The 19,022-nt window shown below is 73.5% G+C and carries 18 protein-coding genes and 1 pseudogene; 16 read left to right on the top strand and 3 right to left on the bottom strand.

Annotated features, from left to right (window positions below):
- The first annotated feature begins 47 nt into the window (after positions 1-47).
- The 12 genes from BJF83_RS09270 to BJF83_RS09235 are packed head-to-tail and all read left to right on the top strand — an operon-like array spanning position 48 to position 12,032.
- On the top strand, positions 48-980 hold the full coding sequence (locus tag BJF83_RS09270; protein ID WP_262391432.1) for an ABC transporter ATP-binding protein: 933 nt from the start codon (positions 48-50) through the stop codon (positions 978-980).
- A complete protein-coding gene (locus tag BJF83_RS28825) occupies positions 977-1,210 on the top strand; it encodes a hypothetical protein (protein WP_262391431.1) in 234 nt (77 codons plus the stop codon). The genes BJF83_RS09270 and BJF83_RS28825 overlap by 4 nt, the downstream gene beginning before the upstream one ends.
- A complete protein-coding gene (locus BJF83_RS09265; RefSeq protein ID WP_262391430.1) occupies positions 1,210-1,815 on the top strand; it encodes an ABC transporter permease in 606 nt (201 codons plus the stop codon). The genes BJF83_RS28825 and BJF83_RS09265 overlap by 1 nt, the downstream gene beginning before the upstream one ends.
- Positions 1,812-4,250 carry a lantibiotic dehydratase family protein gene (locus tag BJF83_RS09260; protein ID WP_262391429.1) on the top strand — a complete coding sequence of 813 codons (2,439 nt, stop codon included), beginning with the start codon at positions 1,812-1,814 and terminating at the stop codon, positions 4,248-4,250. Before BJF83_RS09265 ends, BJF83_RS09260 begins: the two co-directional genes overlap by 4 nt.
- The gene (locus tag BJF83_RS28820; protein WP_262391428.1) at positions 4,217-4,462 is read left to right on the top strand and encodes a hypothetical protein; all 246 of its coding nucleotides are present in this window, start codon (positions 4,217-4,219) and stop codon (positions 4,460-4,462) included. Before BJF83_RS09260 ends, BJF83_RS28820 begins: the two co-directional genes overlap by 34 nt.
- Positions 4,459-5,400 (top strand): lantibiotic dehydratase C-terminal domain-containing protein, encoded by a 942-nt coding sequence (locus tag BJF83_RS09255; protein ID WP_262391427.1) that lies wholly within the window; start codon positions 4,459-4,461, stop codon positions 5,398-5,400. Before BJF83_RS28820 ends, BJF83_RS09255 begins: the two co-directional genes overlap by 4 nt.
- On the top strand, positions 5,397-5,594 hold the full coding sequence (locus tag BJF83_RS28815; RefSeq protein ID WP_262391426.1) for a hypothetical protein: 198 nt from the start codon (positions 5,397-5,399) through the stop codon (positions 5,592-5,594). Before BJF83_RS09255 ends, BJF83_RS28815 begins: the two co-directional genes overlap by 4 nt.
- The gene (locus BJF83_RS09250; RefSeq protein WP_075925968.1) at positions 5,587-7,194 is read left to right on the top strand and encodes a hypothetical protein; all 1,608 of its coding nucleotides are present in this window, start codon (positions 5,587-5,589) and stop codon (positions 7,192-7,194) included. The genes BJF83_RS28815 and BJF83_RS09250 overlap by 8 nt, the downstream gene beginning before the upstream one ends.
- Complete coding sequence (locus tag BJF83_RS09245) at positions 7,185-8,822, top strand: TOMM precursor leader peptide-binding protein (protein ID WP_262391425.1); 1,638 nt, start codon at positions 7,185-7,187, stop codon at positions 8,820-8,822. The genes BJF83_RS09250 and BJF83_RS09245 overlap by 10 nt, the downstream gene beginning before the upstream one ends.
- Positions 8,741-8,980, top strand: a complete 240-nt coding sequence (locus BJF83_RS28810) for a YcaO-like family protein (protein ID WP_262391424.1) — start codon at positions 8,741-8,743, stop codon at positions 8,978-8,980. Before BJF83_RS09245 ends, BJF83_RS28810 begins: the two co-directional genes overlap by 82 nt.
- Positions 8,977-10,350: a hypothetical protein gene (locus tag BJF83_RS26660; protein ID WP_316042235.1), complete on the top strand. Its 1,374-nt coding sequence runs from the start codon at positions 8,977-8,979 to the stop codon at positions 10,348-10,350. The genes BJF83_RS28810 and BJF83_RS26660 overlap by 4 nt, the downstream gene beginning before the upstream one ends.
- Positions 10,347-12,032, top strand: coding sequence for a thiopeptide-type bacteriocin biosynthesis protein (locus BJF83_RS09235; RefSeq protein WP_075925966.1), 1,686 nt, complete (start codon positions 10,347-10,349; stop codon positions 12,030-12,032). Before BJF83_RS26660 ends, BJF83_RS09235 begins: the two co-directional genes overlap by 4 nt.
- A gap of 16 nt (positions 12,033-12,048) precedes the next feature.
- Here the strand turns inward: BJF83_RS09235 and BJF83_RS09230 are convergent, their stop codons facing one another.
- Positions 12,049-12,654: a suppressor of fused domain protein gene (locus BJF83_RS09230; protein WP_075925986.1), complete on the bottom strand. Its 606-nt coding sequence runs from the start codon at positions 12,652-12,654 to the stop codon at positions 12,049-12,051.
- Between the two features lie 311 nt (positions 12,655-12,965).
- Between BJF83_RS09230 and BJF83_RS09225 the strand changes: the two are divergent.
- Positions 12,966-14,788, top strand: a pseudogene (locus BJF83_RS09225) (acyl-CoA dehydrogenase).
- Here BJF83_RS09225 and BJF83_RS27415 read toward each other — a convergent pair.
- Entirely contained in the window at positions 14,785-14,940 is a 156-nt protein-coding gene (locus tag BJF83_RS27415; protein ID WP_158070349.1) for a hypothetical protein, read from the bottom strand. The pseudogene BJF83_RS09225 and the gene BJF83_RS27415 overlap by 4 nt on opposite strands.
- A 17-nt stretch (positions 14,941-14,957) precedes the next feature.
- A complete protein-coding gene (locus BJF83_RS09220; protein WP_075925965.1) occupies positions 14,958-16,247 on the bottom strand; it encodes an MFS transporter in 1,290 nt (429 codons plus the stop codon).
- 563 nt (positions 16,248-16,810) lie between these two features.
- On the opposite strand from BJF83_RS09220, the gene BJF83_RS09215 reads away from it, so the two are divergent.
- The 3 genes from BJF83_RS09215 (at position 16,811) to BJF83_RS30955 (ending at position 19,015) form a co-directional block, all read left to right on the top strand.
- Positions 16,811-17,194, top strand: a complete 384-nt coding sequence (locus BJF83_RS09215) for a hypothetical protein (RefSeq protein ID WP_075925964.1) — start codon at positions 16,811-16,813, stop codon at positions 17,192-17,194.
- A 113-nt stretch (positions 17,195-17,307) separates the two neighbouring features.
- Positions 17,308-18,357: an aldo/keto reductase gene (locus BJF83_RS09210; protein WP_075925963.1), complete on the top strand. Its 1,050-nt coding sequence runs from the start codon at positions 17,308-17,310 to the stop codon at positions 18,355-18,357.
- A 397-nt stretch (positions 18,358-18,754) separates the two neighbouring features.
- Positions 18,755-19,015: a hypothetical protein gene (locus BJF83_RS30955; protein ID WP_394329316.1), complete on the top strand. Its 261-nt coding sequence runs from the start codon at positions 18,755-18,757 to the stop codon at positions 19,013-19,015.
- Positions 19,016-19,022: the final 7 nt, after the last annotated feature.

The following is a 19,022-nucleotide window of genomic DNA, read 5'->3' as shown; positions in this document are numbered from 1 at the left end:
CCTCTCGTCCGGGCGGCTCCCCTCCCAGGCCGGGGGCCGCCCCCCACATGCCCGACCCCACGAACCTCCGAGGGCAGTACGTGCACGCGATCAACGCCATCGACATCACCAAGGACTACGGGAAGGGCGAGGTCCTGCACCGGGTCACCTACCAGGTTCCCGCCGGGAGGATCGCCGCCCTGCTCGGCCCGAACGGAGCCGGCAAGACGACGCTGATCGAGATCCTGGAAGGCCACCGGGGGCGAACCTCCGGCACGTTGTCGGTCCTCGGCCTGGACCCGGGCGACCGCCGCGACTTCGCCAAGCTGCGCCGCCGGATCAGCGTGGTCCTCCAGCAGACGATGCTGGAACCGGGGCTGTCCGTCCGCGACGTCCTGCGTCGCCACGCCTCCTACTACCCGAACCCCCTGGAGGTCGACGAGGTCCTGGAACAGGTCGACCTCATCGAGAAGCGCACGGCGCTGGTCAAGTCGCTCTCCGACGGCATGCGACGCCGTCTGGACCTGGCCCTGGCCCTGACCGGCCGCCCCGAACTGCTGTTCCTGGACGAGCCCACCACCGGTCTCGACCCCCTGTCCCGCCGCCGCATCCGCGCCCTCGTCGCCGGGCTGCGCGACAGCGGCACCACCGTGGTCCTCACCTCGCACGACCTGGTCGAGGTGCAGGAGCTCGCCGACCGCGTGGACGTCATCCGCGACGGGGAGTTCATCGCCTCCGGGTCCCCCGACGAACTCGTCCGCGACGCGCAGGCGTACACGGTCGTGGAGTTCGCCGCACCCGAGGGCCTCGACGGGCGCCTGCCCGAGGGCGCGTCCCTCGTCAACGGCCGCGTGCGCATCCACACCGACGACCAGGACGCCGTGGTGCGGCGGGTCCAGGAATGGGCCGCACGCGAACGGACCGAGATCACCGGTCTGACGATCGTGCCGCCCAGTCTCGACGACGCCTACATCGCGATGCTGAAGGACGGCCAGACATGACCACCGCGACTCGGCGCGGCCCGAGCAGTTTCCTCCTGCACGTGGACAGTGAGCTCAAGGAGTTCTGGCGCTCCCCCATCACCCTGGCCTTCATCGTGCTCATGCCGGTCATGTTCTACGTCGGGTTCGGACTGGCCTTCCGCTCGCGGGCCGACGCGGTGCTGGAGATCGGCGAGTACGAGATCACCCAGGCCAACCTCAGCTACGGCGGCGTCCTCGCTTCGCCCTGATGTCGGTCGCCTTCGCCAACGTCGCGATCGGCCTGGCCATCCGCCGCCACCACGGCCTGTTCAAACGCTTCCGCACCACACCGGTCAGCCCGGCGGTCGTGATGGGCGCCTACCTGGTGAACACGCTGGTCACCGCCGTGATCGTGCTCGTGGTGGTGACCGCGATCGGCCTCCTGGCCATGGGCGTGACCCCGGACTGGTCGCGCACGCCCCACCTGCTCGCGGCGCTCCTGCTCGGATTCGTGTGCCTGGCCCCGCTGGGCGCGGCCGCGTCGCTGCTCCCGCCGAACGCCGACGCCGCCGTCCCCATGGTCAACGGCATCTTCTTCCCCACCGCCTTCCTGGCCGGAGGGTTCGTCGTCCTGCCCCTGGGCGACACCGTCGGGGCGGTCGTGGACCTGCTGCCGGGGCGCCCCCTCACCATCCTCCTCCAGGGCGCGCTCGCCGAGTCCGGACCCGTCTGGGACTGGCCGTCGGTGTGGCTGCTCCTGGCGTGGTCGGCGGTGGGCACGGTCGTGGCCCTGCGCTGGTTCCGGTGGGCGTCCGAACGCGAACCGAGGGGCTTCGGATCGGGCAAGCGCGGAGCCGACGGAGGCCAGGGGTGAGCGTACCCGTCCCCGACTGCGTGGAGGGCCCCTACCTGGTCTCCCGCGTGAACCTGTACCCGTACCGACCGCTGCGCGCGCCCGCCCCCGCCGTGGACACGGACCGCGCCCTGCTGCTGGCCCTCGTCGAGGAGCAGTGCCGCAGGGACGGCCTCCGCGCGCGGTTGCTCGACGAACTGCACCGGGCGACCCCCGGACTGGAGTCCGGACGGGACCGGCGCGCGGCGCTGGCCGTCAAGCGCGACGTGTTCAACGACCGTCCGCCCGCCGACCCGCGCCGGCCCGCCGCCGAGGACCCCCTGCTCGCACGGGTGCCGCTCCTGGCCGAGTGGACGCGGAGCTGGGCGGCCACCGCGACGGCCGTCGAACGCCTCGACTCCGCGCACGCCGACGCCCTGGCGGCCGAGCGCGCCGTGCTCGCCGCGTGGGCACGCGACCCGGCCGTGGACCGCGGCACGGCGCTCTCCAGCCCGGACCTGCACCGGGCGGTCGCGGCGCGTGCGGCCGCGGACGGGCCGCCGGACAAACGTGCGCGCAAGGCCGAACCGGCGCTGGTCCGGTACTTCTCGCGGTCGACGGTGAAGGTCAGCCCGTACTCCCTCTACACCGGGGTGCACTTCGACGACCTGGAGCACCCGGGATCGGCGGACCGCGACGGCGAGCCGCTGCACTTCTCGGCCAGGGCCGACCTGCGACGGCTCCTGCCCCGGCAGGCGGGCCGGGTGCTGGCCGCCGACGCCGAGGCCCGGTCGGGCCTGGAATGGGTGCTCACCGGCAGCGCGCGCCGTGCGGGCGATCGACTGGTCCTGCGCCGCCGACGCTGGTCCGCACCCGCCCCCGGACTGCGCGCGGACGCGTTCGGCGAGGAGGAGGTCCGCCTGCCGATGACCGGTGTGTGGGGTCGGCTGCTCGGCTCGCTCCAGGCCCGCGCGGGCGTGCCGACCCGGCTGGACGGGTTGGGCCAGGGCCTCGCGGCCGACCTCGGCTGCGCCCCGGCGTACGCGATGGGCCTGCTGGACCGGCTCATCGGCGAGGGGATCCTGGTCCCGTGGTTCCCGGCCCCCGAACAGTCCCCGCGCTTCGCCCGGAGCTGGCACGACCTGGCGGCGCGCCTTCCCGGGAAGGCCGCCGCCGCCGTGGCCGCGGCCTTCCGCGACACCGAGGAGGCGCTCGCCGGTTTCGGGACGGCCGACGGCTCGGAGCGTGCGCGCGCCCTCCTCCGTCTCCAGCGGTCGTGGTCCGAGGCCCTCGGCGAACCGAACACGGCCACGTCGCCGCTGGTGGAGGACTGCCTCGTCTCGCGCGGCGCTCCGGTTCCCCGAGCGTGGACCCGCGCCTGGACGTCGGACCTGCGCCGACTGATGCCGCTGCTGTACGCCCTGGACGACCAGCGGGTGCTGTCGGGCGCCCTGGAGAGCGTGTTCACCACCCGTTACGGGCGGGGCGGCCGGTGCGCCGACCTGGACGAGTTCGCGGAGCGGGCGCGCGCGGCCTTCCCCCTGACGCAGCGGCTGATGTCCGCGGGGGCGGACGCCGGGGACGCCGGAGACGCCGACGACGCCCTGTCCGCGCTGCTGGCGGCCCGGCGGCGCGCCGTGGAGCACCTTCGCGAACTGGCACGGGAGGACGCCGAGTCCGTGGAGGTGGACCCCGCGGTCGTCGACGAGATCGCCGAACTCCTTCCGGAACGGGAGTCCGCCACACCGAGGTCCTTCGCCGTGTTCGGCCACCCCGACCGCGGCCGCCTCGTCCTCAACCACGTGTACGGCGGGCGCGCACGCTACTTCAGCCGGTTCCTCGCCGACCTGCCCGACGACGTCCACGCCCGCGTGGCGGACCACGTCCGACGCCTGGCTCCGGCTGGCTCGACCACCGTGCACATGCGGTCCGCCCTGGGGTTCAACGCCAACCTGTCACCCCTGCTCGCCGACGAGGAACTGGCCCTGCGCGACGAGCCGACCCTCGCCGACGGCCCTTCCACCCGCGACCTGGAACTGGTCCACACCCCGAACGGCCTGAGCTCGTCCTCGCCTCGACCGGCCAGGAGATCGACCCGGTCTACACGGGGTTCCTCGTCCCGCACGCGCTGCCCTACGACGAAATGCTCGTGGCCATGGTGGCGGACTCGCCGTTCTTCTCGTTCGGCGACCTCGCCCTGGACCTGCACGACGGCTGGCACGAGTGCCGCCGGTCCGGCGGCACCCCGCGCATCTCCTTCGGCGACGTGCTGCTGTTCCGCCGCCGGTGGGCCGTGGACGCGTCCTCGCTGCGGGCGGAGCCGGGCGAGCCGGTCGAGGCGCTGTACCGCCGGACCAACACCGAACGGCTGTCCCGCGGCATCCCCGACCAGGTCTTCGCGCGCCCGCTCCAGGGAGCGCGGCTCGGCCCGTTGGAACGGGCGATGGCGCCCAAGCCCCAGCACGTCGACTTCCTGAGCAGGCTGCACACGGCCACCGCGGCCAAGCGGCTGGCCCACCTCGGGCCGACCCTGATGCTGGAGGAACTCCTGCCCCACCCCGAGGACGGCGGGCTGCGGGGGCCGGACGGCCACCACGCCACCGAGGTGTTCCTCGAAGTCTCCACCCTGTCCCGCCCCCCGGCCCCTCCGATGCCCGATCCCCCAGGCGAAGCGAGGCTGCTCCCTTGACCGTCGGACTCCGCGTGACCTACTACGACAGCGATAAGAGCGCGCTCCTGCGCGAGTGCCTCGTCCCCGCCGCCCTGCGGACCGCGGGCCGGGAGGGCGTCGACTCCGCATGGCTGCACCTGCACTGGCGTCTGGGCCCGCACTGCGTGCTCTACCTGGACGGCGACCCCGGGCCGGTGGGAGAGGCGGCCGAATCCGCCGCGGCCGACATCCGGGTCTTCCTGGAGCGCGCTCCCTCCACACACGCCCTGGACCCCGAGCGGTACGCCGCCCTCTCCGAACGGATGGGCCGCCTGGAACTGGTGGAGCCGCCCTACGCGCCCCTGGAACCGGACAACTCCGTGCGGTGGCTGCGGGACGATCCGGTCGACACGTTCCTACGAAGTCCCGAGGCGGTCTCGCTCAAGGGCCGCGTGCTGACCGACGGGCTCCCCCGCGTGGCCGACCGGATCGACGGCCGGTCCGCCGTCCCGCACGTGTTCGCCGGGATGGCGGCGATCGCCTCCCATTACCCCGAGTGGGGGCTGCGCTCCGGGTACCAGGCGTTCCTCTCGCACTGGAAGGAGTACTTCCACTGGTCCGATCCGAAGGGGACGGCCCAGGAACGGCTCGCCGCCTCCTACCGGGACCAGCGAGAGGGGCTGGTCGCGGCCCTGCGCGCGGTGCACGAGGCGCCACGCGGGACCCCTCCGCGCTGTCCTGGCTGGACTGGACCCGGCGCTGGCTGCCGGAGGCCACCGCGCTCGCTCGGGACGGCCACATCCTGCCCTTCCCCCACCCGGACCGCCTCGACGCCGCGGCCCGGTTCGGGGACCAGACGCGGGTGCGCTGGAGCGGGTCGGACGAACGCTCCTACAGCGACTTCCACCGGGAGTTCAGGAAGCTGGACTTCACCAGGCTCGGCGACGGACACGGGTTCGCGGCGTTCCGGTTCGTGATCAACTGCTTCTTCGACCTGCTGCCCCTGATGGGGGTGACGCCGGTTCAGCGGTACTCCATCGCCTACCTGCTCACCGAGGCCGCGCAGGAGGTGGTCGGCGAGAGCTGGGAACAGACCGTGGCCAGGGTCGTCGCCCACCAACAGAGCGACCCCGAGCTCAGGCCGACCCTCCCGTGGGTGGACGATGACTGACCGCACGGTTCCCCTGCGGCTCAAGAGCGCCGTCCGCGCCCGTTCCCTGGCCGAGGAGGGCGTCGCGGTCAGCATGGGCGTGACCGCCGTCGTCGTCCGCGGGGCTCGGGCCGACACCGTGTGGCGGGCCCTGGAGCCCACACTGCGCGCGGGTTTCGTCCGGGGCGACCTGACCGCGAGATTCCCCGCCCCGGGACGGCCCTTCCTGGAGGGCATGCTCGACCAACTGGAGGAGCACGGTTTCCTGCGCGAGGTGGAGGAGGAGACCGACCTGGCCGAGACGGACCGCGCGGCCTTCGCCCACCTGGAGACGATGACCCGTCGCCCGTTCGCGGCGCTGAGGGCGCTCCAGCGGAGCCAGATCCGCGTCCGCGCCTCCTGCTCCCTGCTGGGGTCGGAGGTCCACCGCGCGCTGGAGCGCGCGGGGTTCCGCTCCGTGCGGACCGAGGAGGGGCGCGACGGCGGCGCGGCGCTGACCACGCGCCTCCTGGTGCCCGGGCACGAGGAGGCCCTGCACCTGATCGCGACGGGCCGGGGCGTGTGGCTGTCCGGCCCCCGCACCGCCTCCGCCAGTACCGAACTGGTCGAGCGCGTCCAGGACTGGCTCCGCGAACGCGCTCCGGAGCGGGACCGCCCGCCGTTGGCGGCGTCCGCCGTGGGGATCACCGGCTCCCTCGTCGCCGCCCAACTGGCCCTGGCGCTGGTCGCCCACGTGGCGCGCCTCGCCGACGGTCCGCCGTCCGACCCCACCGGGTCCGGGCCGGGAACGGCGGCGGACCCGGAGTTCATGGTGACCTCCGACGACCTCGTCAGCGAGCCGCACCCCTTCGTCTGCCCGCCCGTGCTGGATCCGGATCGCACCGCGCCCCTCGGTCCGCCGGAAGCCGACGACGCGGCGCCCGAGGCGCCCGACCTGCTGGAGGCGGTCGCGCACCTGTGGGACCGGGTGTTCGGACCGGTGGGCGCGCCTGTGCCCGGCGATCTTCCCCAGCTCCCCGTGGGCCTGGCCCGGGTGGACCGCTCCGACCTGGTCGGCTGCGGGTTCAGCACCGCGCAGGCCCGGGTGGACGCCCTGCTCGGCGGCCTGAGCGCCACCGCGTGGCGGCGCCGTCCACGGGAGGGCGACGGCGGGCTCGGGCTCGGTCTGACGTCGGCGTCCGCGGTCGGCGCGGCCGTCGCGGACCTGGTCCTGAACGACCGGGCGGTGGACTGGAAGGACGTCGAACCGCCGTCCCTGTCCGCCCCCGCGCGTCGGCTCTGGGCGGCGCTGACCCTGCGCTTCGGGGTGCCGGCCCGGCTCCGCGTCCGCGTGTGGGAGGGGCTGTGGCTCACCGCGGTCCTCGGCCCGGGGGACGCCGTCCTCGGCGCGGGAACGGCGGCCGACCTCGACGCGTGCGTGCGGGAGGCCCTGCTCCGGGCCGTCGCCGGAGCCCAGACCCCGCACGGCCGCGTGGTCCGCGCGGCGGCCCGGACCGACGCGGCCACATCCTCGCTCACCCGATGGCGCCGGGAGACCGGGCTGGTCCGCGTGGAGGAGCCGCACGGCGCCCCGGACTGGCGGCGGCGGGGTGTGTTCGCGGCGGTGGCCCGATGGTCGTGACCGTGCGCGTCCCCCGCCCCACCGGAGCCACGATGGCCGAGCCGCACTCCACCCGTGTCGAAGGGGGTGTGCTCTTCACCGGCATGAGCGGGGCCCTCGCCGTCCTCGGCCCCTGGACACCGGACGGGGGCACGGGCTGCGCCCGCTGCGCCGGGCTGTGGCGGCGCGACGTGGAGGGCGGCGTCGACCCCGACCGGTCCGCCCTCGACCCGGCCCTGTTCACCCTGTGGTCGGACGCCTTCGCCCGCCTGGCTGACGCCGCCCTCACCGCCCCCGAGGAACTGCGACTCGCCCTGGTCGCACTGGACTGCCGCACCGGGGAGGTGACCAGGCACCGCTTCGTTCCCCACCCGCACTGCGCGGGCTGCTTCCCCGCCGGGGCCGGGCTGTCCCCACCCGGAACGCTCGACCCGCACACCCCCCAGCCGACCGTCGGCGACGCGCTCCGCACCCGGGCGGTGGACCGGTCCGACCTGCGTGAACGGCTGCTCGACTTCCGTTTCGGCCCGACCGCGCACGTCTACCGCGACGAGGAGTCGCCGCTGTGCCTCGTCACCTGCGAGGCCGTCGCCCCCGGACACACCGCCCGCGAGGGCGGCTACGGCCGGTCCACCCGCTTCACCGACAGCGAGGTCCCCGCCCTGCTGGAGGGCGTCGAACGCGTCACGGGCGGCCACCGGCTCTCCGGATCGGCGACGGTGTCCGGTTCCTACGCCCAACTCGCGGACGACGCCGTGGACCCCGAACGGCTCGGCACACACGAACCCGAGTGGTACGGCCACCCGGCCTTCGACCTGGTCCCGTACACCCCGGACACCCCCACGACCTGGGTGTGGGGTTGGTCCACCCGTGAGCGGCGCCGGGTCCTGGTACCCGAGCACGTCGCGTACTGGCACGCCGGAGACCACGGGACCCGCTTCCTCTACGAGTCCTCCAACGGATGCGCCGTCGGCTCCTCCCTGGAGGAGGCGGTCCTGTACGGCCTGTTCGAGGTGGTGGAGCGGGACGCCTTCCTGCTCGCCTGGTACTCCCGCACCCGGCTGCGGGAGGTCGACGTGCGCCGGAACCCGGACCTGGTCCACCTGCTGGACCTGCTGGACGAGCGCCGCCTGACGCTGCGCGTCCTGGACCTGACCTCCGACCTGGGCGTCCCGACCGCGCTGACGACGGTGACCGCTCTGGAGGAGGACGTCCGCGACGGTCGAGCCCCCGCGCTCAGCCTCGCCACCGGCGCGCACCCCGACCCCCGGCGCGCGCTCCTGGCCGCGGTGGAGGAGACCGCCACCAACGCGCTCATGTACCCCAAGTGGGTGCGCATGCGGCCGTCCGTGGGCGTGGAGCGCTGCCGCCCCATGCTCGACGACTTCACCCTGGTCCGGACCCTGGAGGACCACACCGGCATGCACGGGCTGTGGGAGGCCCGCCCGCACTGGGCGTTCCTGGACGCGCCCACGGACACCGTGTCCGAGGAGGAGTTCCGGTCGGGACGGCCCGCCTCGTTCACCGGCGCGACCTCACGGCCGTGCTCGACGCCCACCTGGCCCGGATGCACGGCCTCGGCCTGGACGTCGTGGTGGTGGACCAGAGCAGCACGCCCTACGTGGCGGCGGCGGGCGTGCGGTCGGTGAAGGTGATCGTCCCGGGCGCCCTGCCGATGACCTTCGGCCACACCCACCGGCGTACGCGCCGCCTGGGCAGACTCACCCGCGCGCACACGCTGTTCGAAGGAGGAGTCCCATGGGAGAGCCCCGGCACGGTCCATCCGGTACCGCACCCGTTCCCGTGACCGACGAACTCGCCCCCGTGCTGGCGGCGTTCCACGCGCAGTCGCACGCCAAGGACGTCGCCCAGGTGGAGACGCTCTTCTCCGGTCCGGCCCTGGCCCTCGGTCCGACCGGCGGCGCCGGAGGACAGGCGCCCGCGCTTCCCGCGCTGGAGCCGCTGCGCGGCCTGGACTCGGGCGGTCCGCCGCTGGGCGGCCCCTGGACCCCCGTCCAACGCATGCTCGCCGCGAGCGTGGAGGCGGTGCGGGTGCGCAGGGTGTCGGCCGCCGACCGCTACCCCGTGCACCGCGCCTACCCCTCCCCGCGCGGCCTGTTCGGCGCCGACCTGTACGTCGTGCCCGCCGGTGGCGGACCGGGTTCCGGGTGCCTGCGGGTGGACCCCCAGTCGCACGCGCTCCAGCCGACGCCGGGCGCCCGGGTCCCCGCCGACCTGGAGACCGGCCTGGCCGGCGCCCGCCTGGTCGTCGCGGTGGACCAGCGGCGTCTTCCTCCCGAGTACGGTCGGCTGCGGCCGTCGCTGGCGCTGCTGGAGGGCGGTCACCTGGCGGCCACGCTCGGACTCACCCTGGCCCGTGCCGGCCTGCGCCCCCGGACGCGTCTGGCGCCCGTGGCCGCTCCCCTGCCAGACGGTCCCACCGCCTGCGCCGTGATCACCCTCGATCCGGACGGCGACGAGGGCGGCCCCGCCGTGCCACCCGAGTCGACGGCCCGGGTCGCCGACGCGACCGCCCCCGCGGGACGGCGCCTGCGCGACTGGTTGGACGACCGCACCAGCGGGCTCTCCACCGCCAACCTCGTCACGAGCGGCCACGTCTCACCCGAGCGCGGCGCCCGGGTCACGGACGCCCTCACGGCCGCGCTCGGCGCCGTCCGGCCGCTGTCACCCGCTCCCGGGGCCCTGCGGCTGTACCGGATGGCGCTGGCGCACGACCGGCTCGACGACCGCACCGCACGCGAACTGGAGCCCGATGGGTCCTGGCGGCCCACCGCCCCCGGGACGACCGCCCCGCGCCGCGGTCCCGCCCGGACCGTCCCCCGAACCGGGGCGACCTCGTTCTCCTCCTCCCTCGGGTTCACCCTGGCCGTGGACTTCGCTCCGTGGGCCCGCCGCCACGGACACCACGCGCAGACCGTCCTGCACACCCTCCTGGGGTGGATCGCCCAGTGGGGGTGCCTGGGGGCCGCCGCCACGGGACTGTGCGCGCGCCCCATGCGCAACTACGAGGAGGCGGACTGGGCCGCCGTTCTCGGACTCGAACCCGACCAGACCCCCGCCTACCAGCTGTGGGTGCGCGCGGAACGCGGCTCCTACATGGACGTCCCCGTCGACGCCGCCGCACCGGCCCCCGGCCACGGAGGGAGCACGCCATGACGCGCGTCTGGTCGGCCGTGTACGTCCACCTGCACCGCGATCGGGAGCGTGTCGACGCGTTCCTGCTCGACCGCCTGGCTCCGCGCGCGGAGGAGCTGGTCTCGGAGGGGCTCGCCCGCGCCTGGTTCTTCCTGCGGTACTGGGACGGCGGGCCCCACCTGCGCGTGCGCTTCCTGGATGCGGACTCCGACGCCGTGCGGACCTTCGCCGAGCGGATGCGCGAGGCCGCGAAGGAGACCGCCGGGGACGCGGTGGAGCTGCGGAGCGCCGACTTCTACGCGGGGCTGCCCCAGGCCGACCCGGACCGCTGGCACGCGGACGGCGACGTGGTCGAGGCGGTCTACGAGCCGGAGACCGAGCGCTACGGCGGTCCCGAGGCGCTGGAGGCGTGCGAGGACTTCTTCTGCGCCAGCACGAGGATCAGCCTGGCCGTGCTGCGGGCCGCGCCCCGGGCGGACCAGCGTCTGGTGGTCGCCGCCGACCTGACCGCGCTGGCCTTCACCGTGCTCGGGTTCTCCGACGTGGAGGCCGCCGTGCGAGCCCGGGGATACTACTTCGGCTGGGACTACTCCGCCGAGGTCGCCCCGGCCGACGATCGGTCCCGGGAGGCGGCCGAGCGGCTGTTCCACTCCGCGCCGTCGCGGTGGTCGGGCCGGCGCGACCGGGTGGAGCGGTTGGTCTCCGCCGAGGGCTCCTCCACCCACCACCTGTGGCACTCGGAGCTGCGGGGGACCGTGGAGCGGCTGCGGGGGATGGAACTCACCAACGACCTCACCCGAATCGTGTGGTCCCTGCTGCACATGACCCACAACCGTCTCGGGTTGACCATCGACGACGAGCGCCTGGTCGCCTGGCTCCTGTCCCTGTCCTATCCGCGCGGGACGCCGCCCGGCGACTACTTCTCGCCGGAGGCGACCGCCCCGGACCGCCTGTACGCCGAGGCGAGCAAGTACCGGACGGCGACGATCGGCGGCGCCCACCTGCCTCGGCCGGTTCCGCCGGAGCGGTTCTCCGCCCTCGCGGCGGGAGCCCCCATGACCGCCCTTCCCGACCCCGGTCCACTCGAAGCCGACCTGGGAGAGGTCCTGGCCCGCAGGTCAAGCGCGTACGGGGACTACGGTTCCCACCTCGCCCTGGCCGACCTCTCCCGCCTGCTCGCCCACGCGGCGGGGCCGAGTCCGGCCCGCGCCGACGAGACCGGCCGGCGCACCCCGGCGCGCAACCACCCCAGTCCGGGGGCGGCCTACGCCACCGAGATCCACGTGGTGGCCCAACACGTGGAGGGGCTGGCCCCCGGCGCGTACCGCTACCTGCCCGAGGGGAACGCCCTGCTGCGCACGGACGGCCCCCGGGGGGCGGGGCGCCTGACGGAGCTGTCCCCCTTCCTCCGGGGGGAGGCCGACGGTCGTCCGGGGGCGGTCGCGGCCACGGTCGGCGCCCTCGTGGTACTGGTGGGCGACGTGGGGAGGCTGCGCACGGGCTACGGGCAGCGGGCCCTGCGCCTCCTCCTCCAGGAGGCCGGACACGTCGCGCAGAACCTGACGCTGTGCGCCACGGCACTGGGGCTGCACAGCCTGGTGGTGTCCGGGTTCGTCGACGACGCGGTCAACGCCTTCCTCCACGTGGACGGCGTCGACCGGACGGCGCTCACGCTCGTCCCCCTGGGTGGGCCGACCCGTTGACGCGCGGCCCGTCGGCTCAGAGGCGGACCGGCTCGCGCCCGGGGACCGTGAGCAGTCTCGGGTCCCGGTCGCGCAGGAGGGCGACGAGCGGGGCGGCCGTCCCCGCCTCCTGCGCGTCCGTGCCCTCGGCGGCGAGCAGACCCACGAGCTGGAAGAACATGACCAGACCGTTGTCGGTGTCCATGGCGCGCACCTCGACGTCGGGGACGATGACCAGCGAGGTCATGTCACCGTTGGCGGGCTCGCCGCCGAGCGGTGAGGGCGTGACGATCCAGTGGCCGACGTCCAGGTCGCTGCCGGCGAGGAAGCGGTCGGCCAGCGCGTGCAGGACGCGCAGGGCCCAGGCGGGCACGGAGCGGTCGGCGGGCTCGCGCGGGATCCGGCAGGTGAACTCGAACCCCGCCCCGGAGACCCGCGGCTCCCCGCTGGTCTTCTCGCCCAACTCCGTCAGGCCGAAGGTCACCAGGAGCCAGTGCCCCTCCAGGGGGTAGGCGAGGACTCCGTCCAGCCCCTCCCCGCCTTGGCCGTCCGCGGCGAACTGGACGGTGAGCGGCTGGACGTCGGGGTGCACCCGCGCCCACTCCTCGTAGATCCGGACGAGCCCGGGCAGCATCTCCAGCATGGTCTCGTGGCTCCCCACGTCGGGTGTTCGTGCACGTCCGAGCATAGGAGTTCGGCGGTCGCGACGTTCCGCGCCCACTGGTACGCACCGGAGCGGGGTGAACACGCGCAACGCCCCATGGAAAACACCAGTGAGCGGCGACCTCCGGTCTCCCACCCTTGACCTGCGGCGTCGCCACATGTGGCTCGCCGGTCCGCCAGATGGTCCTTTCCCCACTGGCGCACCGTGCTACTGGGTAGTAACATTGACTTGTTACTAGTCGGTAGATCCGCGTGTACAGACACCGCGGCCGGGACACAGCGGAGCTGTCCATGACGCATTACAAGAGCAACCTGCGCGACATCGAGTTCAACCTGTTCGAGGTGTTCAAGCGCCAGGACGTACTGGGCAGGGGCCCGTTCGAGGAACTCGACGAGGACACCGCCCGCACCATCCTCGACGAGGTCAACCGGCTCGCCACCGGTGTCGTCGCCGAGTCCTTCGAGGACGCCGACCGCAACCCGCCGGTCTTCGACCCGAAGACGAACACGGTCACGATCCCCGAGAGCCTGAAGAAGTCCTACCAGGCCTACGTGGACGCCGGCTGGTACAACCTCGACCTCTCCCCCGAGCTCGCGGCCTCGGCGCCCCCCGCTCCCTCGTCTGGTCAGCGGCCGAGCTCATCCTCGGCGCCAACCCGTCCGTCCACATGTACTCCGCGGGTCCGGGCTTCGCGAGCATCCTCTACGCCGAGGGCAACGAGAAGCAGAAGGAGTTCGCCAAGCTCGCGATCGAGCGCGGCTGGGGCGCCACCATGGTGCTGACCGAGCCGGACGCCGGCTCCGACGTCGGCGCCGGGCGCACCAAGGCGACCGACCAGGGCGACGGCACCTGGCACATCGAGGGCGTCAAGCGCTTCATCACCTCGGCCGAGCAGGACATGACCGAGAACATCTTCCACCTGGTGCTCGCGCGCCCCGAGGGCGCGGGCCCCGGCACCAAGGGCCTCTCGCTGTTCCTGGTCCCCAAGTACCTGGTCAACGAGGACGGCTCCCTCGGTGAGCGCAACGGCGCCTACGTGACCAACGTCGAGCACAAGATGGGCCTCAAGGCCTCCACCACCTGCGAGCTGACCTTCGGCGACAAGCACCCCGCCGTCGGCTACCTCGTCGGCGACAAGCACGACGGCATCCGCCAGATGTTCCTCATCATCGAGTACGCGCGCATGATGGTCGGGACGAAGGCGATCGCCACCCTCTCCACCGGCTACCTCAACGCGCTGGAGTACGCCAAGGAGCGCAAGCAGGGCACCGACCTGACCGCCGGCGGCGACAAGAACGCCCCGAAGGTCACCATCACGCACCACCCCGACGTGCGGCGCAGCCTCATGACGCAGAAGTCCTACGTCGAGGCCATGCGCGCCCTGACCGTGTTCACCGCCACCCAGCAGGACGCGATCCAGATCGCGCACGCGGCCGGTGAGGACGTCAAGAAGCTGGAGGCGATGAACGACCTCCTGCTGCCGATCGTCAAGGGCGTGGGCTCCGAACGCTCCTACGCGCTGCTCGCCGAGTCCCTCCAGACCCTGGGCGGCTCCGGGTACCTCCAGGAGTACCCGATCGAGCAGTACATCCGCGACGCCAAGATCGACACCCTGTACGAGGGAACCACCGCGATCCAGGCGCAGGACTTCTTCTTCCGCAAGATCGTGAAGAACGGCGGCGCCGCCATCGGTGAGCTCGCCGCCGAGATGAAGGCCTTCGCCCGGAGCGAGGCGGGCAACGGCCAGCTGAAGGAGGAGCGCGGACTGCTCCTGGAGGCCGTCGAGCACATCGAGAAGATCGTCGAGCTCATGGTCGGCCACACGATGGGTGCGGTCGAGGAGCCGCGCCAGCTGTACAAGGTGGGCCTGAACTCCACCCGTCTGCTGATGGCCTTCGGCGACGTCCTCCTGTCCTGGCTGCTGCTGCGCCAGGCCGAGGTCGCGCTGAACAGCATCGACGGCGCCGAGGGCGACGACAAGGACTTCTACACCGGCAAGATCGCCGCCGCGCGCTTCTTCGCCGAGCAGTTCCTGCCGCGCATCGCCGCCGAGCGCCGGATCGCCGAGGGCGTGAAGCTGGACCTGATGGACGTGCCCGAGTCCGCGTTCTAGCTCACGCGTCCGGCGACGGGCGGGACGGCCGTCGGCCGTCCCGCCCGTCGCCGCGTGGAGCGGCGGGGTCGGACGGCTCCCAGGCGCAGCGCGGGGCGCACGGTGACCTCGGCGACCAGCTCGAAGTCCTCGTCGGGACCAAGGACGGTCAAACCGGCGCGTTCGGCGGTCAGACCCCGCGCGCACCTCGCAGCACCATGGCCCAGAGCGCGAGGGTCGCGGCGAGCGTGGTCGCGCACAGGGGCGCGAACGCCCACTGGAAGGCGGTCGTCGCCTCCGGGAGGAGCTGGAGCACCGACCCGGCCAGCACCGTGCACAGCACCGCCGTGGAGAAGCCCGCCATGTTCACCAGGCCGGAGGCGACCCCCGTCCGGCTGGCGGGCACGCCGTCCCGGGCGAAGTCGAACGAGACCGTCGGCGCGAGCACCTGGCCCAGCGCCAGCACGGCCAGCACCGTCACGCCCACCGGCGTGGGCGCCCCGCCCGGCCACGCCACCAGGAGCACCAGACCCGCACTCGCCGACGTGGCCATGGTCAGCCCCAGCCACGCCCGCGCGCCCGGCCGCCGCCCGATCACCGCGCCCGCGAACGGGGCGGTCCACAGCGTTCCGGCGGCCAGTGCCGTGAGCGTCAGCGCCGCCGTTCCCTCGGTCAGTCCCAGACCGCCCACCAGGAACGGGTAGCCCCACAGCACCATCATCATCGTGAACGGCGCCATGACCGCCGCGTGGTGCACCATCCCGATCCGCGGCCCGCGCGCCCGCAGCGCCTCCCTGAGCGCCTCCCACGCGGGGATGGGCTCGGCCGAGGTCGACCGCCCGGCCGCCCCGGCCGGACGGTCCCGCACGACCAGGAGCACCAGCGACGCCATGAGCGCCGTGAGGGCCGCCGTCGTGAGGAAGGCGGGCGCCCAGCCCACCCCCTCCAGAGCCCACGCGAGCGGCGCCGCACTGGCGACCTGGCCGGTCCCGCCGACCACGCCGGTGAGCCCGCTGACGAGCGCGTAGCGCGCCCGGGGGAACCACAGCGCCGCCAGGCGGATGACGTTGAGGAAGACGAGCGCGTCCCCGAGTCCGATGAGGAGCCGGCCCGCGACGGCCGCCTCCACGCCGGGCGCGAGCGCGAACAGGCACGCCCCGGCCGCCATCGCGCCCATGCCGGTCACGAGCGTGTACCGGGGCCCGAGGCGGTCGGCCAGCAGCCCGGAGGGCACCTGGAGGAGGACGTAGACGAGGAGTTGGAGCATCGGCAGGAGGGAGAGCAGCGCCGGACCGACGTCGAACCGCTCCTGGGCCGCCAGGGCGGCGACGCCGAGCCCGTTGCGGTGCAGCATCGCCAGGAAGTAGCCGCCGACGGCGACACCCCACACGGTCCAGGCGCGGGCGCCCCCTCCGGGCTCGGCGGGAGCGGTCTCCTCCCGCTCGGCGATGGGGTCACCGGATGTGTGGGTGTGAGTCACTGCGCGGCTTCTCTCCTCGATTGACCCGATCCAGTGTCCTCCAACCGTGTGACCGGCCCTTACACGGGGGTCGACGGCGGCGCAAGGCGGACCCGAACGCCCGCCGTCAGGCCGATCCGGAACAGGCAAGACACGCCCGAGCGCGGGTCAAGAGTCGCCCACCTGCGTAAAGTCACCGTCAGCGACGTTCAGCCACCCATGTGTCGCGAAATCGCGTGCCCCGGACGACGGTCCGAACGAGACACCGGATCTCTTTCGGCGCATAAGCGACCCGAAAAAGGGTTCGAAATTAACCGTCTGAACTGGTGGTTCTTGGAAGTGTGCAGTCGATACCCATTTGTTAATTGTGATATTGACCACACCCAAAAGCCTCGACCACAGAGGGTTGGCTCCTGCTAGCATCCGGAGCGCAAAGAATAACTACGAGGTAACGACACGGTCCACGCCTCGCCAACTTTGTGGAGGGAACCCGCCGCGGCGGCGCCCCTCGTACCGCGGCGCATGGTCGCGACAAGCGCACACGGTCAGCACCGCGGCACCCGAGACACCCACTGGAGACGACCTTGAGTCACTGGCGCCTGAACAATCCCCGGGCCTCCCGGGCGAAATCGGCACTCGCCAGACGAGTCAAGCACAAGCCTCGCCACGCCTTCTGCGCCGAGCGCGCGATCACGGCGCTCCTGGGCGAGCTCGCCTCCCTGACCCCCCGTCAGCTCTACTGGTCCGGGACCTCGGACTTGGCCGTCATGTCGGTCCAGTGCGACGTCAACGTCTGGTGTCGCGACGGCCGCTTCTTCTGGAACGACCTGTTCCGCGGCGGTCAGACCGTCTCCCACCCGGCGAGCGACCCCGTCGGCGCCGCCGCGCTGCTCAACCCGTTCGCGCGGATCTCCGAGGCCTCCTACAGCCAGCACCGCCACGCGCTGGCCGGACTCACCGCCGCCTGATCCGGGACGCGCCCACACGCCCCCGACTGGTTCCCCCGCTCCGAGCATTGCGCCTGGAATGTCCTGATCTGCGAAACTGTCCCCTTCAATGCAGACAGACGAAGGGACGCACCGTGGGCACACACGTCGCGAGCGAGGACCGCTACGACTCCGTGGAGTACCGCCGCTGCGGTCACAGCGGCCTGCACCTGCCCCGCCTCTCCCTCGGCCTATGGCAGAACTTCGGCTCCGACCGCGACCTCGAAGGCCAGCGCCGCATCCTCCTGCGCGCCTTCGACCTCGGAGTCTTCCACCTCGACCTGGCCAACAACTACGGTCCGCCGCCCGGCAGCGCCGAGGAGAACCTGGGCCGGATCCTCGCCCGGGACCTGCGCCCCCACCGCGACGAGCTCGTCATCACCACCAAGGCCGGATACGTCATGGGCCCCGGCCCCCACCAACACGGCGGCTCGCGCAAGTACCTGCTCTCCTCACTGGACCGCTCCCTGCGGCGGATGGGCCTGGACTACGTCGACGTCTTCTACAGCCACCGCCCCGACCCGGAGACGCCGCTGGAGGAGACCATGCTGGCCCTCCACCACGCCGTGGTCTCCGGCCGCGCGATGTACGCCGGAATCTCCTCCTACGGCCCCGCCGCCACCCGCGAGGCGGCGAGGATCATGCGCGAGCTGGGCACACCCCTCGTCGTCCACCAGCCCTCGTACTCCATGCTCAACCGCTGGGTCGAGGACGGGCTCCTGGCCGCCGCCGACGACGAGGGCATGGGCGTGGTCGCCTTCTCCCCACTGGCCCAGGGCGTGCTGACCTCCCGCTACCTGGGCGGCGACGTGCCCGCCGACTCCCGGGCCGGGGTGGGCCGCCCCAGCTGGCGCGAGCACATGCTCTCCGACACGGTCCTCGAACGCGCACGGGGGCTGAACGAGATCGCCGCCGAACGCGGCCAGAGCCTGGCGCAGATGGCGATCTCCTGGGTCCTGCGGGACCAGGGCCCGCGGACGGTGACCACGGCGCTCGTCGGCGCCTCCAGCGTGGAACAGCTCGAACACAACCTGGGCGCCCTGGACGCGCCGGAGTTCACCGACGAGGAACTGCGCCGCGTCGACCGGTGGGCGGTGGAGTCCGACGTCAACATCTGGGCCGGGGCCACCGCCGGCCGGCCCTGAGGCGCCGGGCCGGACCCGGGGCGGACACCCGCGGGTCCCGGCGGCCCGCTGTCGCGACAGGGCGCCCGCGCGGGCGGTCGGCCTCCCCGGAGGGCGGCGCGACGGGCGGTAGCGTGGACACCCGTACCCGCCGGTGAGGAGCCAGGACCATGCTGAGATCCGCGATCCGACGTGCCCGACGCGCCGAGGGCGCCGTCCGCCCCCGCCGCCCGGCGCTGGACGCGCTCACGCACGTGGTCGAGCGCACCGGCGGCGCGGCCAGGGCCGCCGCCGTGTTCGGCGATCCGGTGGTTTCGGGAGCGACCACGGTCGTCCCGGTCGCGCGGGTCAGCGCCCTGGGCACGATGGGCGGCGCATCGAGTCGGATCCCGGCCGCGACGGCGTCGGGGGCGCGGGGTTGGCGCGGGTGCGGCCGGCCGGGTTCATCGTCCTGGACGGCGGAGGCGCCGACTACCGCCCCATCCGCCAGCCCGTGGCCGCGCTCGTCGTGCCGCTCGCGGTGGTCGCGGCGGTCACGGCCACCCGGATCGTGGGGATCTCCCTCAGAGAGGCCCGTCGTCGGCGGCGGCGCGCGGGCGTGCGGAAACCGCGGGGTCCGGCGTTCGCGTGCTCCGAGTGCGGCCCCGAGGCGCAGGCGGAGGCGATCAAGCGCTGCTGACCGGCAC

This window comes from Nocardiopsis sp. CNR-923 (genome assembly GCF_001942255.1).
Classification (GTDB): domain Bacteria; phylum Actinomycetota; class Actinomycetes; order Streptosporangiales; family Streptosporangiaceae; genus Nocardiopsis.
Note: the sequence above shows the minus strand (reverse complement) of the source record. Positions and strands in the feature narration are given on the sequence as shown.